The following is an 18,568-nucleotide window of genomic DNA, read 5'->3' on the forward strand; positions in this document are numbered from 1 at the left end:
AAGATGTTACTATAGTATTCCGTTTTTTGTTCTACCTTGTCCCCTTTTTACATATTTTTTAGTGAAAAGGGGGATATTGAATGCAAAGGAAAATGATTCATATCGTAGGATTTGCCTTAATCTTAATTGTTAGCATCGGATTTTTACAAAATCCATTTACATCTTCATATGTTGATCAAATAAAGCATGCTAGTGTAACAGTGTCTAAACATCAAGACGAATTATATGAAGAAATAGCAGCAAAAGCACCGGAATACAATATTCCTGCTCAAAATGCGGAAGTACATAAAGTATGGAAGGCAACGCCTGGATATAATGGTTTAGAGGTGGATATAGATCAGTCTTACAAGAAGATGAAAGCAAAGGGGACCTTTGATGAAAGCCTTCTTGTATACCGACAAGTCAAGCCTTCTGTTCATTTAGAGGATTTACCTGCTGAGCCAATTTATCGTGGACATCCCGATAAACCGATGGTGTCTTTCATTATTAACGTAGCATGGGGAAATGAGTACATACCTGATATGCTTGAGACTCTTAATAAGTACCATGTAAAGGCCACCTTTTTTCTTGAAGGAAGGTGGGTAAAAGAAAATCCGGATATGGCAATGATGATAGTAGATGCAGGCCATGAAATCGGAAATCATTCCTATTCACATCCAGATATGAGTCAATTATCCAGCGGTAATATAAGAGAACAACTTTCGAAGACAAACGAAGTGATAAAATCAGTAACTGATATTACTCCAACTTGGTTTGCTCCCCCAAGTGGTAGCTTTAAAAATGAGGTCGTAAAAATTGCGAATGATATGAGCATGAAAACAGTTATGTGGAGCGTAGACACGATCGATTGGCAGCGCCCAGAGCCACATGTGTTAGTTTCAAGAGTAATGAGTAAAGTTCATAATGGAGCACTTATTTTAATGCATCCTACTTCCTCTACATCTGAGAGCCTTGAAACGTTAATTTTATCCATTAAACAAAAAGGTTATTCCTTCGGATCTGTATCAATGCTTGTAAATGAGGAAAGGTTATCAACAAAAGATGTAGATGAGGATAATTAGGAAGAATGGCAACATGAAGGAGGAACTTTTTTGATCAAAAAATATACTTGTCAAAATGGAGTAAGAATTGTATTGGAAAATATCCCGACGGTTCGATCAGTTGCAATCGGTGTATGGATTGGAACAGGCTCCCGTAATGAAGATCCAAAAATAAACGGAGTTTCCCATTTTTTAGAGCACATGTTTTTTAAAGGAACAAAAACAAGATCAGCTCGTGAAATTGCTGAGTCATTTGATAGCATTGGTGGTCAAGTTAATGCTTTTACTTCTAAAGAATATACTTGTTATTATGCAAAAGTTCTTGATGACCATGCTAACTATGCGCTTGATGTGTTATCAGACATGTTTTTCAACTCAACATTTGATGAGGAAGAATTGAAAAAAGAAAAGAATGTTGTTTATGAAGAAATTAAAATGTACGATGATACACCTGATGATATTGTACATGATATTTTAAGTAAAGCTACTTATGGTAATCATCCTCTAGGTTACCCTATTTTAGGAACTGAAGAAACTCTTGCATCTTTTAACGGTGATACATTAAGAGAGTATATGAACAATCACTATACTCCTGAAAATGTTGTTGTTTCTGTTGCAGGAAATGTATCTGAAGGTTTTATTAAAGAAGTTGAGAAATTCTTCGGTTCTTATGAAACAAATGCTCAAAAACACCAAATCGGAAAACCGACGTTCATGGATCAGAAATTAGCCAAGCAAAAGGATACGGAACAAGCACATCTTTGTTTAGGTTACAATGGGCTAGAAGTCGGTCATGATGATATATATAGCTTAATTGTTTTAAATAATATATTAGGTGGAAGTATGAGCAGTCGCTTGTTCCAGGATGTACGTGAACAAAAAGGACTTGCGTATTCTGTCTTCTCCTACCATTCTTCTTATGCAGATAACGGACTTCTTACAATTTATGGTGGGACAGGAAGTAATCAATTAAATGTTTTATTTGAAACAATTCAGGAAACATTATCAACTTTAAAAGCAGATGGAATTACTGCAAAAGAATTAGCAAACAGTAAGGAACAAATGAAAGGAAGCCTAATGCTTAGTCTTGAGAGTACGAATAGCAGAATGAGCAGAAATGGTAAAAACGAGCTCTTACTAGGCTATCACCGTTCATTAGATTCAATCATTGACAAAGTAAATGAGGTTTCTGAAGAAAGTGTTAATACTTTAGCTAACCAGGTGTTTACAGATTCTTATTCTGTAGCGTTAATAAGTCCTGATGGAACACTCCCGGAGAGTTTAAAATCTTAATTGAAGCAAAAAATGCCTACTATTTTTCATAATTGTAGGCATTTTTTTATGCGGTCCATTGATAAGATATATTAAGGGGGAATGGACATGAGATTAAGTGAATTAAGTGGAAAAGAAATTGTAGATGTTAAGCGTGCTGAGCGCTTGGGAGTACTTGGTCAAACTGATTTAGAAATTAATGAGCAAACTGGTCAAATTACTACATTAATTATTCCTTCATTAAAATGGTTCGGCTTAAGAAAGCAAGGACAAGAAATCCGAGTTCCTTGGCAGCATATTAAAAAGATCGGAACAGATATGATTATTCTTGATATTCCAGATGAGCAAATTGAAAAAATTGAATCTTAACTGTTAACGATTGGTGTTATGCCAATCGTTTTTTTGTTTAGAAACTTACTATTTCCGTTTAAGGTTCTTCTATCTCCGTCACCTAAAAAGACTCTTCTTTAATTTCTTCTGTTTATTCACCCATACAACTATTTCTACATAGTATGTTGAAGTAAGTTATCCTAGGATTTAAAAAAAGAAATTAGAAACACATGTAAAAGAAGGTGAACTTTCGACATGTTAACTGGATTAAACGTAGCTGTAATCGGTGGCGATGCAAGGCAGCTAGAAGTTATCCGTAAATTGACTGAACTTGATGCAAAGCTTTTGCTCATCGGTTTTGATCAGCTTGATCATGGTTTTACAGGTGCTACAAAAGTCAAGATAGATGAGGTTCAATTTAATGAAATAGATGCCATTATTTTACCTATCCCCGGAACGAATCATGAGGGGGTTGTAGATACTGTATTTTCAAATGAAGAAGTTATTTTATCAGAAGAATTACTAGAACAAACGCCTTCTCATTGTACGATATATTCCGGCATCTCAAATTCCTATCTAGATAACCTTGTAAGTGCAACAAATAGAAAATTAATTCAATTATTTGAACGAGATGATGTTGCTATATATAACTCAATACCTACAGTAGAAGGAACAATTATGATGGTCATTCAGCATACTGATATTACAATTCATGGCTCAACCATAGCAGTCCTTGGGTTAGGGAGAGTCGGAATGAGTGTAGCAAGAACATTTAACTCACTAGGTGCAAAAGTTAAAGTAGGTGCCAGAGATACAGCAGATCTAGCAAGAATTACAGAAATGGGGCTTACACCATTTCATATTGACGATATTCAACGAGAAGTGAAAGACATCGATGTTTGTATCAACACGATTCCATCTTTATTAGTCACAGCAAAGGTAATCTCAAATATGCCGGCACACACGTTAATTGTAGACTTGGCATCTAAGCCAGGGGGAACTGATTTCCGGTATGCAGAAAAACGTGGAATTAAAGCATTATTAGCTCCAGGATTGCCTGGAATCGTTGCACCTAAATCAGCCGGGCAAATTGTTGCAAATGTTTTATCACAACTTTTGGGTGATTTAAAAATAGATGGAAAGGGGTCTTCTTCATGAAATTAGAAGGAAAAAGAATTGGATTTGGAATGACAGGTTCTCACTGCACATATGAAGAGGTATATCCACAAATTAAGTCATTAATGGATGAAGGAGCTGACATTATACCAGTTGTCTCTCATACTGTGAAAAATACAACTACACGTTTTGGTAAAGCTGGAGAATGGGTAGAGAAAGTTGAAGAATTAACTGGCAATAAAGTAATTGACTCAATTGTGGCGGCAGAGCCACTGGGACCAAAATTGCCACTTGATTGTATGGTTATCGCACCATTAACAGGTAACTCCATGAGTAAATTTGCCAATGCTTTAACAGACTCTCCCGTATTAATGGCAGCTAAGGCTACTCTTCGGACTCATCGTCCTGTAGTACTTGGGATCTCTACAAATGATGCATTAGGACTAAATGGTGTAAACTTAATGCGTCTTATGGCAACAAAAGATATCTACTTTATTCCATTTGGTCAGGATATGCCAGATAAAAAGCCAAATTCAATGGTGGCAAGAATGGAATCATTGTTAGATACGGTAGTAGCAGCTTTAGAAGGTAAACAATTTCAACCAGTAGTTGTAGAAAAATTCCGTGATTTAGAGAATTAATTGCACAATTCAATGAAAGAATCATAAATTTTTAATCCATTCGACAATTAATGTGATAGAATAATACGTAAAAGATTTGAAGCTATATACAGTATAAAGATATAGCTGGAAGGAGCTAGTGTTAAATGGAAGCAAGAGGTTATCATGTAGCAGTAGTCGGAGCAACAGGAGCAGTAGGGCAACAAATGCTTCATACTTTAGAACAACGTAATTTTCCAATTTCAAAACTAACTTTGCTTTCTTCTGAGCGTTCTGCCGGTAAAAAGGTAATGTTCAAGAATGAAGAATATACTGTTCAAGTTGCAACACCAGAAAGCTTTGAAGGCGTACAAATTGCGTTATTCAGTGCAGGTGGAAGTGTATCTAAGCAATTTGCTCCAGAAGCTGTAAAACGAGGAGCAATTGTTGTAGACAATACGAGTGCATATAGAATGGATGAAAATGTTCCTTTAGTAGTACCTGAAGTAAACGAAGAAGCTTTAAAGAATCATAACGGAATTATTGCAAATCCAAACTGTTCAACTATTCAAATGGTTGTAGCCCTTGAACCAATCCGTAAGCAGTATGGCTTAAATAAAGTAATTGTATCAACATATCAAGCAGTTTCAGGAGCTGGTGCAGCTGCCATTAACGAACTAAAGGAACAATCAAAAGCTATTTTAAACGGTGAAGAATTTACTCCGGAAATTCTTCCTGTAGGTAGTGATGAAAAGCATTATCAGATTGCTTTTAATGCGATTCCACAAATTGATAAGTTCCAAGAAAATGGATTTACATTTGAAGAAATGAAAATGATTAACGAAACGAAGAAAATTATGACTATGCCAGAGTTGCATGTTGCTGCAACTTGTGTAAGATTACCTGTTGAAACTGGTCACTCTGAGTCTGTTTATGTTGAAGTTGATTCAGAGGATGTTTCAGCACAGCAACTAAAAGAGTTGCTGAAAAATTCAGATGGAATTACTCTTCAAGACGATCCATCTCAGCAGTTATATCCAATGCCGGCAAATTGTGTTGGAAAGAATGATGTTTTCGTAGGCAGAATTCGTAAAGATTTAGACCGCGATAATGGTTTCCACATGTGGATTGTTTCTGATAATCTATTAAAAGGTGCTGCATGGAATTCTGTACAAATCGCTGAAAGTTTAGTTAAATTACAATTAGTTTAACCTGTATAGGAAGAGAGCATGGCGGTTTGCCAGCTCTCTTCTCTCACGTCTATAGTAGAGGTGTTACACTTGAAAATTATAGTTCAAAAATTCGGAGGAACGTCCGTCAAGGATGATCGTGGTCGTCAAATGGCTCTCGGGCATATTAAAGATGCATTAAATGATGGCTATAAAGTTGTGGCAGTCGTTTCGGCCATGGGTAGAAGTGGCGATCCTTATGCTACTGACACACTTTTAGACTTAGTTTATGGAAATATTGATAACATTTCTAAAAGAGAACAAGATATGCTACTTTCTTGTGGTGAAGTTATTTCTTCAATTGTCTTTTCCAGCCTCTTAAATCAAAATAAGATTAAAGCTACCTCCCTAACTGGAGCACAGGCTGGATTTGTGACAAATGACGATCATACAAATGCGAAAATTCTGGAAATGGATTGTGAGCGCTTATTAGATATCCTAGCTAATCAAGATGTAGTTGTAGTGGCTGGATTCCAAGGAGCTTCCATAAAAAGTGGAGATACCACGACGATTGGAAGAGGAGGCAGTGATACTTCGGCAGCAGCTCTTGGTGCAGCATTAGGGGCTGAATATGTGGATATTTTTACAGATGTTGAAGGGGTAATGACAGCAGATCCTCGTATTGTTGAGAACGCAAAGCCTTTGACAAAAGTCACGTATACTGAAATTGTAAACCTTGCTTACCAAGGAGCAAAAGTAGTCCATCCTCGTGCAGTGGAAATTGCTATGCAAGCAGAGGTGCCGATACGAGTTAGGTCCACTTATTCAAAATCAACAGGAACATTAGTTACGACAAATCATTCCGCTAAAAAAGGCAGTGATGTTCATGAAAGCCTTATTACCGGAATTGCTCATGTTTCAAATGTAACTCAAATAAAAGTAGCAGCAAAAGAAGGACATTATGATGTGCAGACAGAAGTATTTAAGGCAATGGCAAAAGAAGGAATCAGTGTTGACTTCTTCAACATCACACCTAAATCAGTGATATATACTGTTACAGATGAAGTAACGAATCAGGCCATTGATATACTTGAGGGGTTAGGTTATGAACCTATCGTTAACCGCCATTGTGCAAAAGTATCTGCAGTTGGAGCTGGTATAATGGGGGTTCCAGGTGTAACTTCAAAAATCGTAACAGCTTTATCACAACAAGGGATACAAATTCTACAATCTGCAGATAGCCATACAACAATATGGGTACTTGTAAAAGAACATGATATGATAAAAGCGGTCAATGCTTTACATGAAGCTTTTGATCTATCAGAATAAAAAGAGAGAAAAAATGCTTGGAATTTCCTTGATTCATAAGGAAATATGGCGCTGAAGCATTTTACGTCAGAATGCAACATAAGGAGTGAAGGTAAGAATGGGTCTTTTTGGTAAAGTATCAACAGCAATGGTAACACCATTTGATAAAAATGGAAATATTGATTTTCAAAAAACATCAACATTGATTGATTACCTTATAAATCATGGTTCTGATTCATTAGTTATTGCGGGTACAACAGGTGAATCTCCAACTTTAAGTACTGAGGAAAAAGTTGCATTAATTAAACACTCTGTTAAGGAAGTTAATGGAAGAGTTCCTGTTATCGCTGGAACAGGCAGCAATAACACAGCTGCCTCCATTAAATTAACTAAGCAAGCTGAAGAAGCTGGTGTAGATGCTATTATGCTTGTTGTTCCTTATTATAATAAGCCAAGTCAAGAAGGTTTATATCAGCACTTTAAAACAATAGCAGAATCTACAAAGCTGCCAGTAATGTTATATAATATTCCTGGTAGAAGTGTGATTAACATGACTGTAGATACAATTGTAAGGTTATCGGAAATTCCAAACATCGTAGCAATAAAAGAAGCAAGCGGTAATTTAGATGCTATGGCCGAAATCATTTCAAAAACGGACGCTGAATTCGCACTATATACTGGTGATGACGGTTTAACTCTACCAGCCCTTTCAATAGGAGGAAATGGTGTAGTGTCCGTTGCTTCACATATTATTGGGAACGAAATGCAAGCAATGATCTCATCTTTCGAAAATGGTGATCATGCCCAAGCAGCAGAACAGCATCGTACTTTATTACCAATTATGAAACAACTATTTGCTGCTCCAAACCCTAGTCCGGTAAAAACAGCACTTCAAGTTAAAGGCTTGGATGTTGGATCAGTACGCTTACCTTTATTACCATTAACAAGTTTGGAACGAAACGAATTAATGGATGTTATTGATAAAAACCTAAGATAAGAATAGAAGAAGGGATGCTTGAGGTAAGAAAAAACTTACTCAGGTGTCTCTTCTTTTTATTTTCTTTAATAAACTTTTTATCCCTTAAATTAAATCATTTATGCATGTTGAAAAAAGACTCATATATTATACGGCGAAAATTTCCTTGTATTCCATTTCTTTCATCAGTTATAATATTTCTAAGTGACGTTGAACGGGTACTTCAGTGGGGAGGATTTACATGGAAAAAACAGAAAATATAAAATTAATTGCTTTAGGTGGAGTAGGAGAAGTCGGAAAAAATATGTTTGTTGTTGAAATTAATTCTGACATATTTGTTATTGATGCCGGCTTAATGTATCCAGAAGATAGTATGCTAGGAATTGATATGGTCATACCGGATATTACTTACCTTAAGGAAAATGAGGAAAGAATAAAGGGGATCTTTTTAACACATGGTCATGATGAAAGTATCGGTGGAATCTTTTATTTACTCAATAATTTAAGTGTTCCAATTTATGGGACAAAGCTTACTTTGGCTCTGGTTGGAGAAAAGTTAAAAGAAAATCGTATGAGACAATCTGTGTTTGTTAAAGAAGTTGATAATGAAACGATATTGTCATTTCCAAGTACAGAAATCTCGTTTTTTAGAACAAATCACAGTATCCCCGATTCAGTAGGTATTAGCTTTGAAACTTCTATGGGAGCAATTATTCATACTGGAGATTTTAAGATTGATCAAACACCAGTAGCTGATAGTCATATGGATATCGGTAAAATTGCTAAGTTAGGTGAAAACGGTGTCTTATGCTTACTATCTGATAGTATAAATGCAGAAAGACCAGGTTATTCTGGTTCAGAAGCCAGAGTAGGTGGAGAAATTTCAGATGTTATGTACAATGCAGATGGAAGAGTAATAGTTGCTGTTTTTGCTTCAAACTTATATCGAATTCAACAAGTAATTAATGCGGCAGTGAAAAACAATCGTAAATTAGCTGTTGTTGGAAAAAATATGAAGAGTATACTAAATTTAGCGATAAGTCTTGGCTACATCTCTGTTGAAGAAGAACTCTTCATTTCCGTAAATGAAATTGATAAACATGAATCAAATGAAGTGGCCATATTAACGACAAGTAACCATGGCGAGCCACTTGCTGTTTTATCTAGAATGGCTAAGCAGTCACATAAATTGGTGAATGTGAAAGATGGAGATACTGTTCTTATTGCTGCGACACCTATACCTGGTCATGAACTGGTATTTTCTAAAACCATTGATCTATTAAGTAGAGCAGGAGCCAATGTAATTTTTGGACAAAAACAAATACATGTTTCGGGACATGGGCATCAGGAAGAATTAAAAATGATGCTTAATTTAACAAAGCCAAAATATTTTATACCAATTCATGGCGAATTTAAAATGCAAAAGGCTCATGAAAAACTGGCAAAACAAGTTGGTATTGAACCTCAAAATATCTTCTTAGTTGATAAAGGAGAAGTAGTAGAGTTCAAAGGACTGAATGTTTACACTGGTGCAAAAGTACCTTCAGGGAATGTTCTGATTGATGGTTTAGGGATTGGCGATGTTGGTAATATCGTTCTTCGAGACCGCAGATTATTATCACAAGATGGAATTTTAATTGTAGTCGTAACACTTAATAAGCAGAAAAAGCAGATAACCTCAGGTCCTGAGATTATCACAAGAGGGTTCGTATATGTAAGGGAATCTGAGGAACTAATCGGAGAAGCGACTAAGGTTGTATCAAACATCGTAGAACGAAGTATGCAGGAACACTCTATTGAATGGTCTTCAATTAAACTGAGCATTCGTGAATCATTAAATCAATTTTTATATGAAAAAACTAAGAGAAGACCGATGATTCTTCCAATTATCATGGAAATTTAATCTAGTGTTATGTTAGTTAAAAAGCATTGAGTACTTTCAATGCTTTTTGTTTTGTCTCTTTTCTATTCATTCGTATGAAAATAGTAAGGTTGTCAATACTACAGAAAGAATGAAATAGAAAGGATGGCTAACATGACAAATCATGATCATTACATAAAAAATGAGGCTACGGAAAAACCAGAAGGAAAAGAGAGCTCTATTGTAGAAAAAATCCAACAATTAGGACAAACGAATGTTCCTCAAATGGGAAACGATTCAAAAATACACTGCTTAACAATTGTGGGACAAATTGAAGGACATATTCAACTACCACCACAAAATAAAACAACGAAATATGAGCATGTTATTCCTCAAATTGTTGCAATTGAACAAAACCCAAATATTGAAGGTTTATTAGTTATTCTTAATACCGTTGGTGGAGACGTTGAAGCGGGACTTGCGATAGCTGAGATGCTATCATCCTTATCTAAACCAACAGTATCGATTGTTTTAGGTGGAGGCCATTCAATTGGGGTTCCAATTGCAGTATCTTGTGATTATTCTTTCATAGCAGAGTCTGCAACAATGACTATTCATCCAGTAAGATTAACAGGTCTTGTTATTGGGGTTCCACAAACTTTTGAATATTTAGACAAAATGCAAGAGCGTGTTATTAATTTCGTAACAAAGAATTCACATATTAGTGAAGAGAAATTTAAAGAGCTTATGCTGTCTAAAGGCAACCTAACTCGTGATATCGGAACGAATGTCGTTGGAGCGGATGCTGTGGAATATGGTTTGATAAACGAAGTAGGCGGCGTTGGACAAGCAATTAAAAAGCTCAATAGCTTACTTGAAAAAAATGATGATGATCAGGTGCTTCAATAATGATTTATTATACAATGATGCCAGAGGAACTTATGTTTCCTCATACAGACGAAGAATATAAAAAGCAATCAATCATCGAAATGAACGGAATACAACTGCTTGTTCAACAATCTGAGAATGCCCAATACGAGATTATACGAGTATTAAGTAGTGATCCACAGCACTATTTAAATTCAGAATTATGTCCAGGTCAAAAAATTACAATGTCCCTTTCTACCATCTAGTTCTGTTATGGTATAATAAAATAGATCTTCTTTTATAAGGCAGCCATTTCGGCTGCTTTCTTCATTGTAAATAACAAAAAACTGTGTATTATGCCTTTGGCTGCATTAATTTTACTTATATAGTTACATACTCGAAAGAAACAAAGGTGATAAAAAGATGGCAAAACGAAAACGAAGACAAAAACAGTCAAAGGATGATTGGAAGAAGACCCTAAAGTTTGAGTTGGCAGGCTTAATCATTTTAGCTATTGCTCTTATTACAATTTCAAAGCTAGGATTTGTGGGAACAACATTTGTTCATTTATTTCGATTTTTTAGTGGTGAATGGTATATGCTCTTCCTTATTGGCATTGTCCTGTTTTCACTTTATCTTATATGGAAGCGTCAGATACCAACTTTATTTAGTAGACAAATGATAGGAATATATTGCGTAACAGCATCATTGTTATTATTAAGTCATGTGACATTATTTAAAATGCTATCACATAATGGTACATTTGCCTCGCCAAGTGTAATTTCTAATACACTCGAGCTATTTTGGATGGAAGTGAACGGTGAAGCAAGTACTGTTGATTTAGGCGGGGGAATAATTGGAGCAATATTGTTTGCTGCATCCTATTATTTATTTGCAGAGGCTGGTTCAAGAATTATAGCAATTGTCTTAATTGTAATCGGGGTTCTTTTGATTACTGGAAAATCGCTTCAAGCCACACTAGCAAAGATTCTCCTTCCAATTGGAGGATTTATTAAAAATCAAACTATCGGTTTTTTAGAAGATATGAAAAATTTGCCTAAGGCTCTAAAACAGCAAAAAAAGCAAAAGCCTAAGAAGAATAAAAAAGAGAAAAAAGATTCAGATGATGAAATTATGGATGAAGAAGAAGATGTACTTCAACCTATTATATCAAGTTTTTCTGACACAGAGAGTGGTCAGCAAGAAATGATTATACATACAATGGAAGAACAACAACAATCTTCTCGAGAGTCAAAGGAAAGAAAAGCAGATCAAGACAAGCAACAACAACCTTCAAAAGAGTCTAGTGAGGTAAATGAGGCACTTCAGACAATGGCATTTGTTGAAGTAGAAAATAAAGACTATAAGCTACCACCACTTGATTTGTTAAAAGCACCAAAACAAAATTCACAGCATGCAGATAAGAAAAATATTTATGAAAACGCAAGGAAACTTGAAAAAACGTTTCAAAGTTTTGGTGTAAAAGCTAAAGTAACACAAGTACATTTAGGTCCTGCTGTTACAAAATACGAAGTTTATCCTGATGTCGGAGTAAAGGTTAGCAAAATTGTCAACTTAAGTGACGATCTTGCGCTAGCATTAGCAGCAAAAGATATTAGGATAGAAGCACCTATTCCGGGAAAATCAGCAGTTGGAATAGAAGTACCTAATTCAGAAATAGCAATGGTTTCATTAAGAGAAGTATTAGAATCAAAAGCAAATGATAGACCAGATGCTAAATTATTAATAGGGCTAGGAAGAGATATTTCAGGTGATGCGGTTTTAGCTGAACTAAACAAAATGCCCCATCTCTTAGTTGCAGGTGCTACCGGAAGCGGAAAGAGTGTTTGCATTAACGGTATCATTACTAGTATTTTAATGAGAGCAAAACCACATGAAGTCAAGTTGATGATGATTGATCCAAAAATGGTTGAGTTAAATGTATATAATGGGGTACCACATTTGCTTGCACCGGTAGTAACAGATCCTAAAAAAGCTTCACAAGCATTGAAAAAAGTTGTTAATGAAATGGAAAGAAGATATGAGCTCTTCTCCCATACAGGTACAAGAAACATAGAAGGTTATAATGAAGTTATAAAAAGAAATAACCGAGAGGAGGAAGCGAAGCAACCGGAACTCCCATACATTGTTGTTATAGTTGATGAGCTTGCAGATTTAATGATGGTTGCTTCTTCTGATGTAGAGGATTCTATTACGAGACTTTCTCAAATGGCACGTGCAGCCGGAATACATTTAATCATTGCAACACAACGTCCATCAGTTGATGTTATTACTGGTGTTATTAAGGCAAATATACCTTCTCGTATTGCCTTTAGTGTCTCATCTATGACAGATTCAAGAACCATATTAGATATGGGAGGAGCTGAAAAGCTACTTGGAAGAGGGGACATGCTCTTCCTACCTGTTGGTGCCTCTAAACCAGTTCGGGTACAAGGTGCATTTTTATCCGATGAAGAGGTAGAACAAACAGTTAACTTTGTTATTGCTCAACAAAAAGCTCAATATCAGGAAGAAATGATTCCAACTGAGGTTGTAGAAACAACTAGTGAAGTTGATGATGAATTGTTTGATGAAGCTGTACAACTTGTTGTTGACATGCAAACAGCCTCTGTATCTATGCTTCAAAGACGATTTCGTGTTGGATATACAAGGGCTGCAAGATTAATAGATGCGATGGAAGAACGAGGAATAGTCGGACCATATGAAGGAAGCAAACCACGAGAAGTCCTTCTTTCAAAAGAAAAACATGAAGACATTACTTCTTAATATCATGACTAAACAGAGACACCTTTTAATAAGTTGATTTCTGTTTAGTTTTTTTAATTGGTTTTGGTATTTAACTATAATAAATTCGTCGACAAAATGTGACAAAAAGAGTAAGATATAAATGCATTGTATGAAGAGTCATGTTATGGGTATAAGTTCACCCATAGAAACAAACGATAGGAAAGAATTCCTTTCCTTATTCGACAATTTTTACTAGTTTCTATTTATTTATAGTATAAAACATGATATAGTAATTTCGGTTAGACTATGGTGTATAACATCTGATGTCTGATCTCTTGTATATAGTGGGTATAACTGGGGGCGCGTTTCAATGACCATAAAATCTGATAATCGGCATTTGTATTTACAAGTGATTGATAAGATCAAAGAAGATATAGAAAATGGTACATATCGAGAAAGAGAAAAATTACCTTCTGAATTCGAATTATCGAAAAGTCTAGGTGTAAGTAGAGCGACTTTACGTGAAGCATTACGAACACTAGAAGAAGAAAACGTTATCATTAGAAGACATGGTGTAGGTACCTTTGTTAATTCTAAACCTAGATTCACCTCAGGTATTGAGCAATTAAATAGTGTCACAGCTATGATTGAACAAGCTGGTTTAAAGCCTGGTACTGTTTTTTTATCTTCCTCAATTACTGGTGCAACAGAAGATGATGTTAAAAGATTTAAATGTGAAAAATCAGAAGAGATATTTTTACTTGAACGAGTAAGAACCGCAAACGGAGAGCCTGTTGTATATTGTTTAGATAAAATCCCAACTAAAATATTGCCAGACACATTTGATCATGAACAAGAATCTTTGTTTAAATTACTTGAAGATAAAGCAAATATTTACATAAGTTATGCAGTTACACATATTGAACCAATCGGTTATCATGAAAAAATTTCTCCAATATTAGAATGTGATCCCGAAACATCATTATTGCTTTTAAAACAAATGCATTTTAATGATCAAGATCAACCCGTACTATACTCATTAAACTATTTTAGAGCGGACCATTTTAGTTTTCATGTAGTAAGGAAACGTTTATAGGTAAAGAATAAATAGTGATACATACTTTTTCGATAATAAAGTATGTAAGGAAATCTCCGCTATATCGTGCTTAACTCCTAAAGGTTGTTTAAAATGTATGAGAGTACATAGCTCTTTACTTTAAGGAGGTGGTTGGCCAAGATAGGCTATACGTTTAGGTTATGTTGTTATTTTAAAATATTTTTTAGGGGGCTTTAATGATGAAGAAAAGAAATGGATTAGCATTATCACTTTTTCTTGCTGCAGGAACACTGTTAGCAGGATGCGGTGGTGCTGACAAAAATGAAGGCGCTGGCGGTGAAGGCGGCGGAGAAGCAAAAGAAGATAATTTTTCTGTTGCAATGGTAACTGATATTGGTGGTGTAGATGATAAATCATTTAACCAATCTGCTTGGGAAGGTCTTCAAGCATATGGAGAAGAAAATGGATTAGAAAAAGGAACTGACGGTTTTGATTACCTTCAATCCAAAAGTGATGCAGATTATGCAACAAACTTAAATACATTAGCTCGTAAGAATTTTGATTTAATTTATGGTATTGGTTACTTATTACAACCAGCTGTTGATGAAATTGCTCAACAACAAAAAGATACACACTTTGCAATTGTTGATAGTGTTGTAGAACAATCTAATGTTGCAAGCATTACATTCAAAGAACATCAAGGATCATTCCTAGTAGGTGTTGTTGCTGGTTTAACAACGAAAACAAACAAAATTGGTTTCGTTGGTGGTGTTGAGGGTGATCTTATCAAGAAGTTTGAAGTTGGATTTATTGAAGGTGTTAAAGCTGTAAACCCTGATGCAACTGTTGAAGTTCAATATGCTGGTTCTTTCGGGGATGCTGCAAAAGGTAAGCAAATTGCATCAAGTATGTATGGTTTAGGCGCTGATATTATTTACCATGCTGCTGGTGGTACAGGTAATGGTGTATTTTCTGAAGCAATTGACTTAAAAGTAGAAGATCCAAACCGTGAACTATGGGTTATTGGAGTAGATAAAGATCAACACGAAGAAGGTAACGGTACAACAAAAGATGGTGAAGAATTCAATATTACTCTTACATCTATGGTTAAACGTGTAGACGTTGCTGTGAAGGACCTTGCTGAAAAAGCAAAAGCTGGTGAGTTCCCTGGTGGTCAAGTAATTGAGTATGGTATTGAAGAAGAAGCAATTGGTATTGCTCCAAGCGATGAGCATTTATCTGATGAGGTAAAAGCAAAAGTAGAAGAATATGAGCAAAAAATTGTTAATGGTGAAATCGAAGTACCAACAAAATAATGAATAGGGGTAGGGCTGACTTAGATAATCTTTAGACTCCTCCAACAATAATAATTTGTGGGGTGTCTTTACAGATAAAAGTCAGCCCTTATTCCTGAAAATCATTAAATGCAAATATTCTAATAATTTATTAAATTTATTTTTGTACGATGATTGATGACTTCAAATACATAAAAGCAACTATAGAGGGTTATAGTTAGTTAATTAAATTATGTCATCAAGATAATGAAAGATTTAGTAGATTTGCATTTGGTGATTTTCATACCAGCTAGTTTTTAGCAAAATGAAACGTGAAAACCATAAGTTGTTCAGGAAAAAGGAGTGAGCAAGTTGGAATATGTAATTGAAATGCTAAATATTCGTAAGGAATTTCCTGGCATAGTAGCAAATAATAATATTACATTACAAGTGAAAAAAGGCGAAATTCATGCCTTATTAGGTGAAAATGGTGCAGGAAAATCAACTTTAATGAATGTTCTTTTTGGCTTATATCAACCTGAAAAAGGGGAGATAAAAGTAAAAGGGAAAAAAGTAGATATTACCAATCCTAATATAGCGAACGATTTAGGGATCGGCATGGTCCACCAGCATTTTATGTTGGTCAATACTTTTTCTATTACAGAAAACATTATATTAGGAAATGAGCCGAAAAAAGGAACGACAATCAATATAAAAGATGCTGAGAAGCAGGTTAAAGAGATATCTGAAAAATACGGTTTAGCAGTAGATCCGTCGGCAAAAATATCTGATATATCAGTAGGGATGCAGCAACGTGTAGAAATTCTAAAAACTCTATATCGTGGTGCTGAAATCTTAATTTTTGATGAGCCGACAGCAGTATTGACTCCACAAGAAATTAAAGAGTTAATTCAAATCTTAAAGACGTTGATAAAAGAAGGAAAATCAATCATCTTAATTACACATAAGTTAAAAGAGATTATGGAAGTTTGTGATCGGGTTACGGTTATCCGCAAAGGTGAAGGAATTGGAACAGTAAATGTTGCTGATACAAATCCAAATGAATTAGCTTCACTTATGGTAGGACGTGAGGTCTCCTTTAAAACTGAAAAAACTCCTGCTAAACCAAAGGAAGATGTTTTAACTATTAATGATCTTATCGTAAAGGATAATCGACAGGTTGCAATGGTTAATTCTTTGAACTTATCTGTACGAGCTGGTGAGATTGTCGGTGTTGCAGGTGTAGACGGTAATGGTCAAACTGAACTAATTGAAGCGATAACAGGATTAAGAAAAGTCAGCTCTGGTTCGATTAAAATTAACAATAAAGAAATTACAAATTTTCATCCTAGAAAAATAACTGAATCAGGGGTTGGGCATATCCCACAAGACAGACATAAACATGGACTCGTCCTAGACTTTCCAATTGGTGAAAACATGGTTTTACAATCTTATTATAAGCAGCCGTTTTCAAAAAGTGGTGTTTTAAACTTTAATTCCATTTATGATAAAGCAAAGGAACTTATTAAGGAATTTGATGTTAGAACACCAAGTTCTTCAACACTTGCTAGAGCTCTCTCAGGTGGAAATCAACAAAAAGCGATTATAGGGAGAGAGGTTGATCGTAATCCCGAATTATTAATTGCAGCTCAACCTACGCGAGGTCTTGATGTTGGTGCGATTGAATTCATTCATAGCAGATTAATTGAGCAGCGTGATAAAGGGAAAGCAGTACTTCTAATTTCTTTTGAATTGGATGAAATTATGAACGTAAGTGATCGAATTGCTGTTATTTATGAAGGGCAAATCGTTGATATCGTGGATCCTAAAGAAACAACTGAGCAAGAACTCGGACTCCTTATGGCGGGAAGTAAGCGTCAGAAAGAAGGTAACCAGTCATGAATTTAAATCGTTATATGAACTTATTAATTCCTGTAATTGCGGTCATCTTAGGATTAATCTCAGGTGCAATTATCATGCTTGTTAGTGGATACAATCCTATTGCTGGATATAGTGCGTTATGGTATGGAATTTTTGGTGACACTTATTATATTGGTGAAACAGTTAGACAATTAACACCGTATATTCTTACTGGTTTAGCTGTTGCCTTTGCTTATAGAACAGGACTTTTTAACATTGGTGTTGAAGGTCAAGTAATCGTTGGCTGGTTAGCAGCTGTTTGGGTTGGTGTTGCGTTTGAGTTACCGGCAATTATACATCTTCCATTAGCAATTATCGCTGCTGGATTAGCGGGTGCATTATGGGCTTTTGTTCCTGGATTTTTAAAGGCTAGATTTAAAGTCCATGAAGTAATCGTTTCAATTATGATGAACTATGTTGCACTGCACGTAACGAATTATCTAATAAGAGAGGTTATTACTGATAACAGTGATTCCACTGACAAAATATTCCCGTCTGCATCACTACGTTCTGAGTTTTTTGAAAGTATAACAGATTACTCACGTATGCATTATGGAATTTTTATTGCTTTAATCGGTGCCTTTATTATGTGGTTCTTACTTGAGAAAACAACAAAAGGCTTTGAACTACGAGCTGTAGGATTTAATCACGATGCAGCACATTATTCTGGTATGAATGTTAGTCGTAACATTGTTCTTTCTATGGTAATATCAGGTGTTTTCGCGGGCGTTGCCGGGGCTATGGAAGGTCTTGGAACGTTTGAATATGTTTCAGTTAAAAATGGATTTACTGGAATAGGATTTGATGGTATTGCTGTTGCACTTATTGGTGGGAACGCTGCAATTGGTATTATCCTATCGGGAGCTTTGTTTGGCGGGTTAAAAGTTGGGGCGTTAAATATGCCTTCTGAAGCTGGTGTTCCAAATGAGCTTGTTGAAATCATTATTGCGCTTATTATCTTCTTCGTTGCTTCTAGCTATTTTATCCGTTGGATATTATTACGTTTTAAAAAGGAGGGGAAATAAGTGAGC

At 35.4% G+C, this 18,568-nt stretch carries 16 protein-coding genes; all 16 read left to right on the top strand.

Annotation, left to right across the window (positions count from 1 at the left end; genetic code table 11):
* Positions 1-80: 80 nt before the first annotated feature.
* The 16 genes from LPC09_RS09935 (at position 81) to LPC09_RS10010 (ending at position 18,562) form a co-directional block, all read left to right on the top strand.
* Positions 81-1,061 carry a polysaccharide deacetylase family protein gene (locus LPC09_RS09935; protein WP_098796340.1) on the top strand — a complete coding sequence of 327 codons (981 nt, stop codon included), beginning with the start codon at positions 81-83 and terminating at the stop codon, positions 1,059-1,061.
* 30 nt (positions 1,062-1,091) lie between these two features.
* On the top strand, positions 1,092-2,333 hold the full coding sequence (locus LPC09_RS09940; RefSeq protein ID WP_098796341.1) for a M16 family metallopeptidase: 1,242 nt from the start codon (positions 1,092-1,094) through the stop codon (positions 2,331-2,333).
* Positions 2,334-2,420: 87 nt separating this feature from the next.
* Positions 2,421-2,681 (top strand): YlmC/YmxH family sporulation protein, encoded by a 261-nt coding sequence (locus tag LPC09_RS09945; RefSeq protein WP_066337647.1) that lies wholly within the window; start codon positions 2,421-2,423, stop codon positions 2,679-2,681.
* A 216-nt stretch (positions 2,682-2,897) separates the two neighbouring features.
* Positions 2,898-3,800 (top strand): dipicolinic acid synthetase subunit A, encoded by a 903-nt coding sequence (gene dpaA, locus LPC09_RS09950; protein WP_231309483.1) that lies wholly within the window; start codon positions 2,898-2,900, stop codon positions 3,798-3,800.
* Positions 3,797-4,399, top strand: a complete 603-nt coding sequence (locus LPC09_RS09955; RefSeq protein ID WP_098796343.1) for a dipicolinate synthase subunit B — start codon at positions 3,797-3,799, stop codon at positions 4,397-4,399. Before dpaA ends, LPC09_RS09955 begins: the two co-directional genes overlap by 4 nt.
* Positions 4,400-4,524: 125 nt before the next feature.
* On the top strand, positions 4,525-5,568 hold the full coding sequence (asd, locus tag LPC09_RS09960) for an aspartate-semialdehyde dehydrogenase (protein WP_098796344.1): 1,044 nt from the start codon (positions 4,525-4,527) through the stop codon (positions 5,566-5,568).
* A 69-nt stretch (positions 5,569-5,637) separates the two neighbouring features.
* The gene (dapG, locus tag LPC09_RS09965) at positions 5,638-6,855 is read left to right on the top strand and encodes an aspartate kinase (RefSeq protein WP_098796345.1); all 1,218 of its coding nucleotides are present in this window, start codon (positions 5,638-5,640) and stop codon (positions 6,853-6,855) included.
* 97 nt (positions 6,856-6,952) lie between these two features.
* Positions 6,953-7,831, top strand: a complete 879-nt coding sequence (gene dapA / locus LPC09_RS09970; protein WP_098796346.1) for a 4-hydroxy-tetrahydrodipicolinate synthase — start codon at positions 6,953-6,955, stop codon at positions 7,829-7,831.
* A 214-nt stretch (positions 7,832-8,045) separates the two neighbouring features.
* Entirely contained in the window at positions 8,046-9,713 is a 1,668-nt protein-coding gene (locus tag LPC09_RS09975) for a ribonuclease J (protein ID WP_231309742.1), read from the top strand.
* 132 nt (positions 9,714-9,845) lie between these two features.
* The gene (locus LPC09_RS09980) at positions 9,846-10,580 is read left to right on the top strand and encodes a ClpP family protease (protein ID WP_098796348.1); all 735 of its coding nucleotides are present in this window, start codon (positions 9,846-9,848) and stop codon (positions 10,578-10,580) included.
* Positions 10,580-10,804: a YlzJ-like family protein gene (locus LPC09_RS09985; protein ID WP_098796349.1), complete on the top strand. Its 225-nt coding sequence runs from the start codon at positions 10,580-10,582 to the stop codon at positions 10,802-10,804. Before LPC09_RS09980 ends, LPC09_RS09985 begins: the two co-directional genes overlap by 1 nt.
* A 157-nt stretch (positions 10,805-10,961) precedes the next feature.
* The gene (locus LPC09_RS09990; protein WP_231309484.1) at positions 10,962-13,325 is read left to right on the top strand and encodes an FtsK/SpoIIIE family DNA translocase; all 2,364 of its coding nucleotides are present in this window, start codon (positions 10,962-10,964) and stop codon (positions 13,323-13,325) included.
* A gap of 331 nt (positions 13,326-13,656) precedes the next feature.
* The gene (locus tag LPC09_RS09995) at positions 13,657-14,382 is read left to right on the top strand and encodes a GntR family transcriptional regulator (protein WP_098796351.1); all 726 of its coding nucleotides are present in this window, start codon (positions 13,657-13,659) and stop codon (positions 14,380-14,382) included.
* Between the two features lie 200 nt (positions 14,383-14,582).
* A complete protein-coding gene (locus tag LPC09_RS10000) occupies positions 14,583-15,659 on the top strand; it encodes a BMP family lipoprotein (RefSeq protein WP_098796352.1) in 1,077 nt (358 codons plus the stop codon).
* 330 nt (positions 15,660-15,989) lie between these two features.
* On the top strand, positions 15,990-17,519 hold the full coding sequence (locus tag LPC09_RS10005) for an ABC transporter ATP-binding protein (RefSeq protein WP_098796353.1): 1,530 nt from the start codon (positions 15,990-15,992) through the stop codon (positions 17,517-17,519).
* Positions 17,516-18,562, top strand: a complete 1,047-nt coding sequence (locus LPC09_RS10010; protein ID WP_098796354.1) for an ABC transporter permease — start codon at positions 17,516-17,518, stop codon at positions 18,560-18,562. Before LPC09_RS10005 ends, LPC09_RS10010 begins: the two co-directional genes overlap by 4 nt.
* The last annotated feature ends 6 nt before the right edge of the window (positions 18,563-18,568 follow it).

Origin of the sequence: Metabacillus sp. B2-18 (assembly GCF_021117275.1) — a bacterium.
Taxonomy (GTDB): domain Bacteria; phylum Bacillota; class Bacilli; order Bacillales; family Bacillaceae; genus Metabacillus.

What these genes read in the sequence shown, in the direction of transcription:
- LPC09_RS09935 (WP_098796340.1), top strand. Translation starts at nt 81, where the DNA reads ATGCAAAGGAAAATGATTCATATCGTAGGATTTGCCTTAATCTTAATT.
- LPC09_RS09945 (WP_066337647.1), top strand. Translation starts at nt 2,421, where the DNA reads ATGAGATTAAGTGAATTAAGTGGAAAAGAAATTGTAGATGTTAAGCGT.
- dpaA (WP_231309483.1), top strand. Translation starts at nt 2,898, where the DNA reads ATGTTAACTGGATTAAACGTAGCTGTAATCGGTGGCGATGCAAGGCAG.
- LPC09_RS09955 (WP_098796343.1), top strand. Translation starts at nt 3,797, where the DNA reads ATGAAATTAGAAGGAAAAAGAATTGGATTTGGAATGACAGGTTCTCAC.
- asd (WP_098796344.1), top strand. Translation starts at nt 4,525, where the DNA reads ATGGAAGCAAGAGGTTATCATGTAGCAGTAGTCGGAGCAACAGGAGCA.
- dapA (WP_098796346.1), top strand. Translation starts at nt 6,953, where the DNA reads ATGGGTCTTTTTGGTAAAGTATCAACAGCAATGGTAACACCATTTGAT.
- LPC09_RS09980 (WP_098796348.1), top strand. Translation starts at nt 9,846, where the DNA reads ATGACAAATCATGATCATTACATAAAAAATGAGGCTACGGAAAAACCA.
- LPC09_RS09985 (WP_098796349.1), top strand. Translation starts at nt 10,580, where the DNA reads ATGATTTATTATACAATGATGCCAGAGGAACTTATGTTTCCTCATACA.
- LPC09_RS09990 (WP_231309484.1), top strand. Translation starts at nt 10,962, where the DNA reads ATGGCAAAACGAAAACGAAGACAAAAACAGTCAAAGGATGATTGGAAG.
- LPC09_RS09995 (WP_098796351.1), top strand. Translation starts at nt 13,657, where the DNA reads ATGACCATAAAATCTGATAATCGGCATTTGTATTTACAAGTGATTGAT.
- LPC09_RS10000 (WP_098796352.1), top strand. Translation starts at nt 14,583, where the DNA reads ATGAAGAAAAGAAATGGATTAGCATTATCACTTTTTCTTGCTGCAGGA.
- LPC09_RS10010 (WP_098796354.1), top strand. Translation starts at nt 17,516, where the DNA reads ATGAATTTAAATCGTTATATGAACTTATTAATTCCTGTAATTGCGGTC.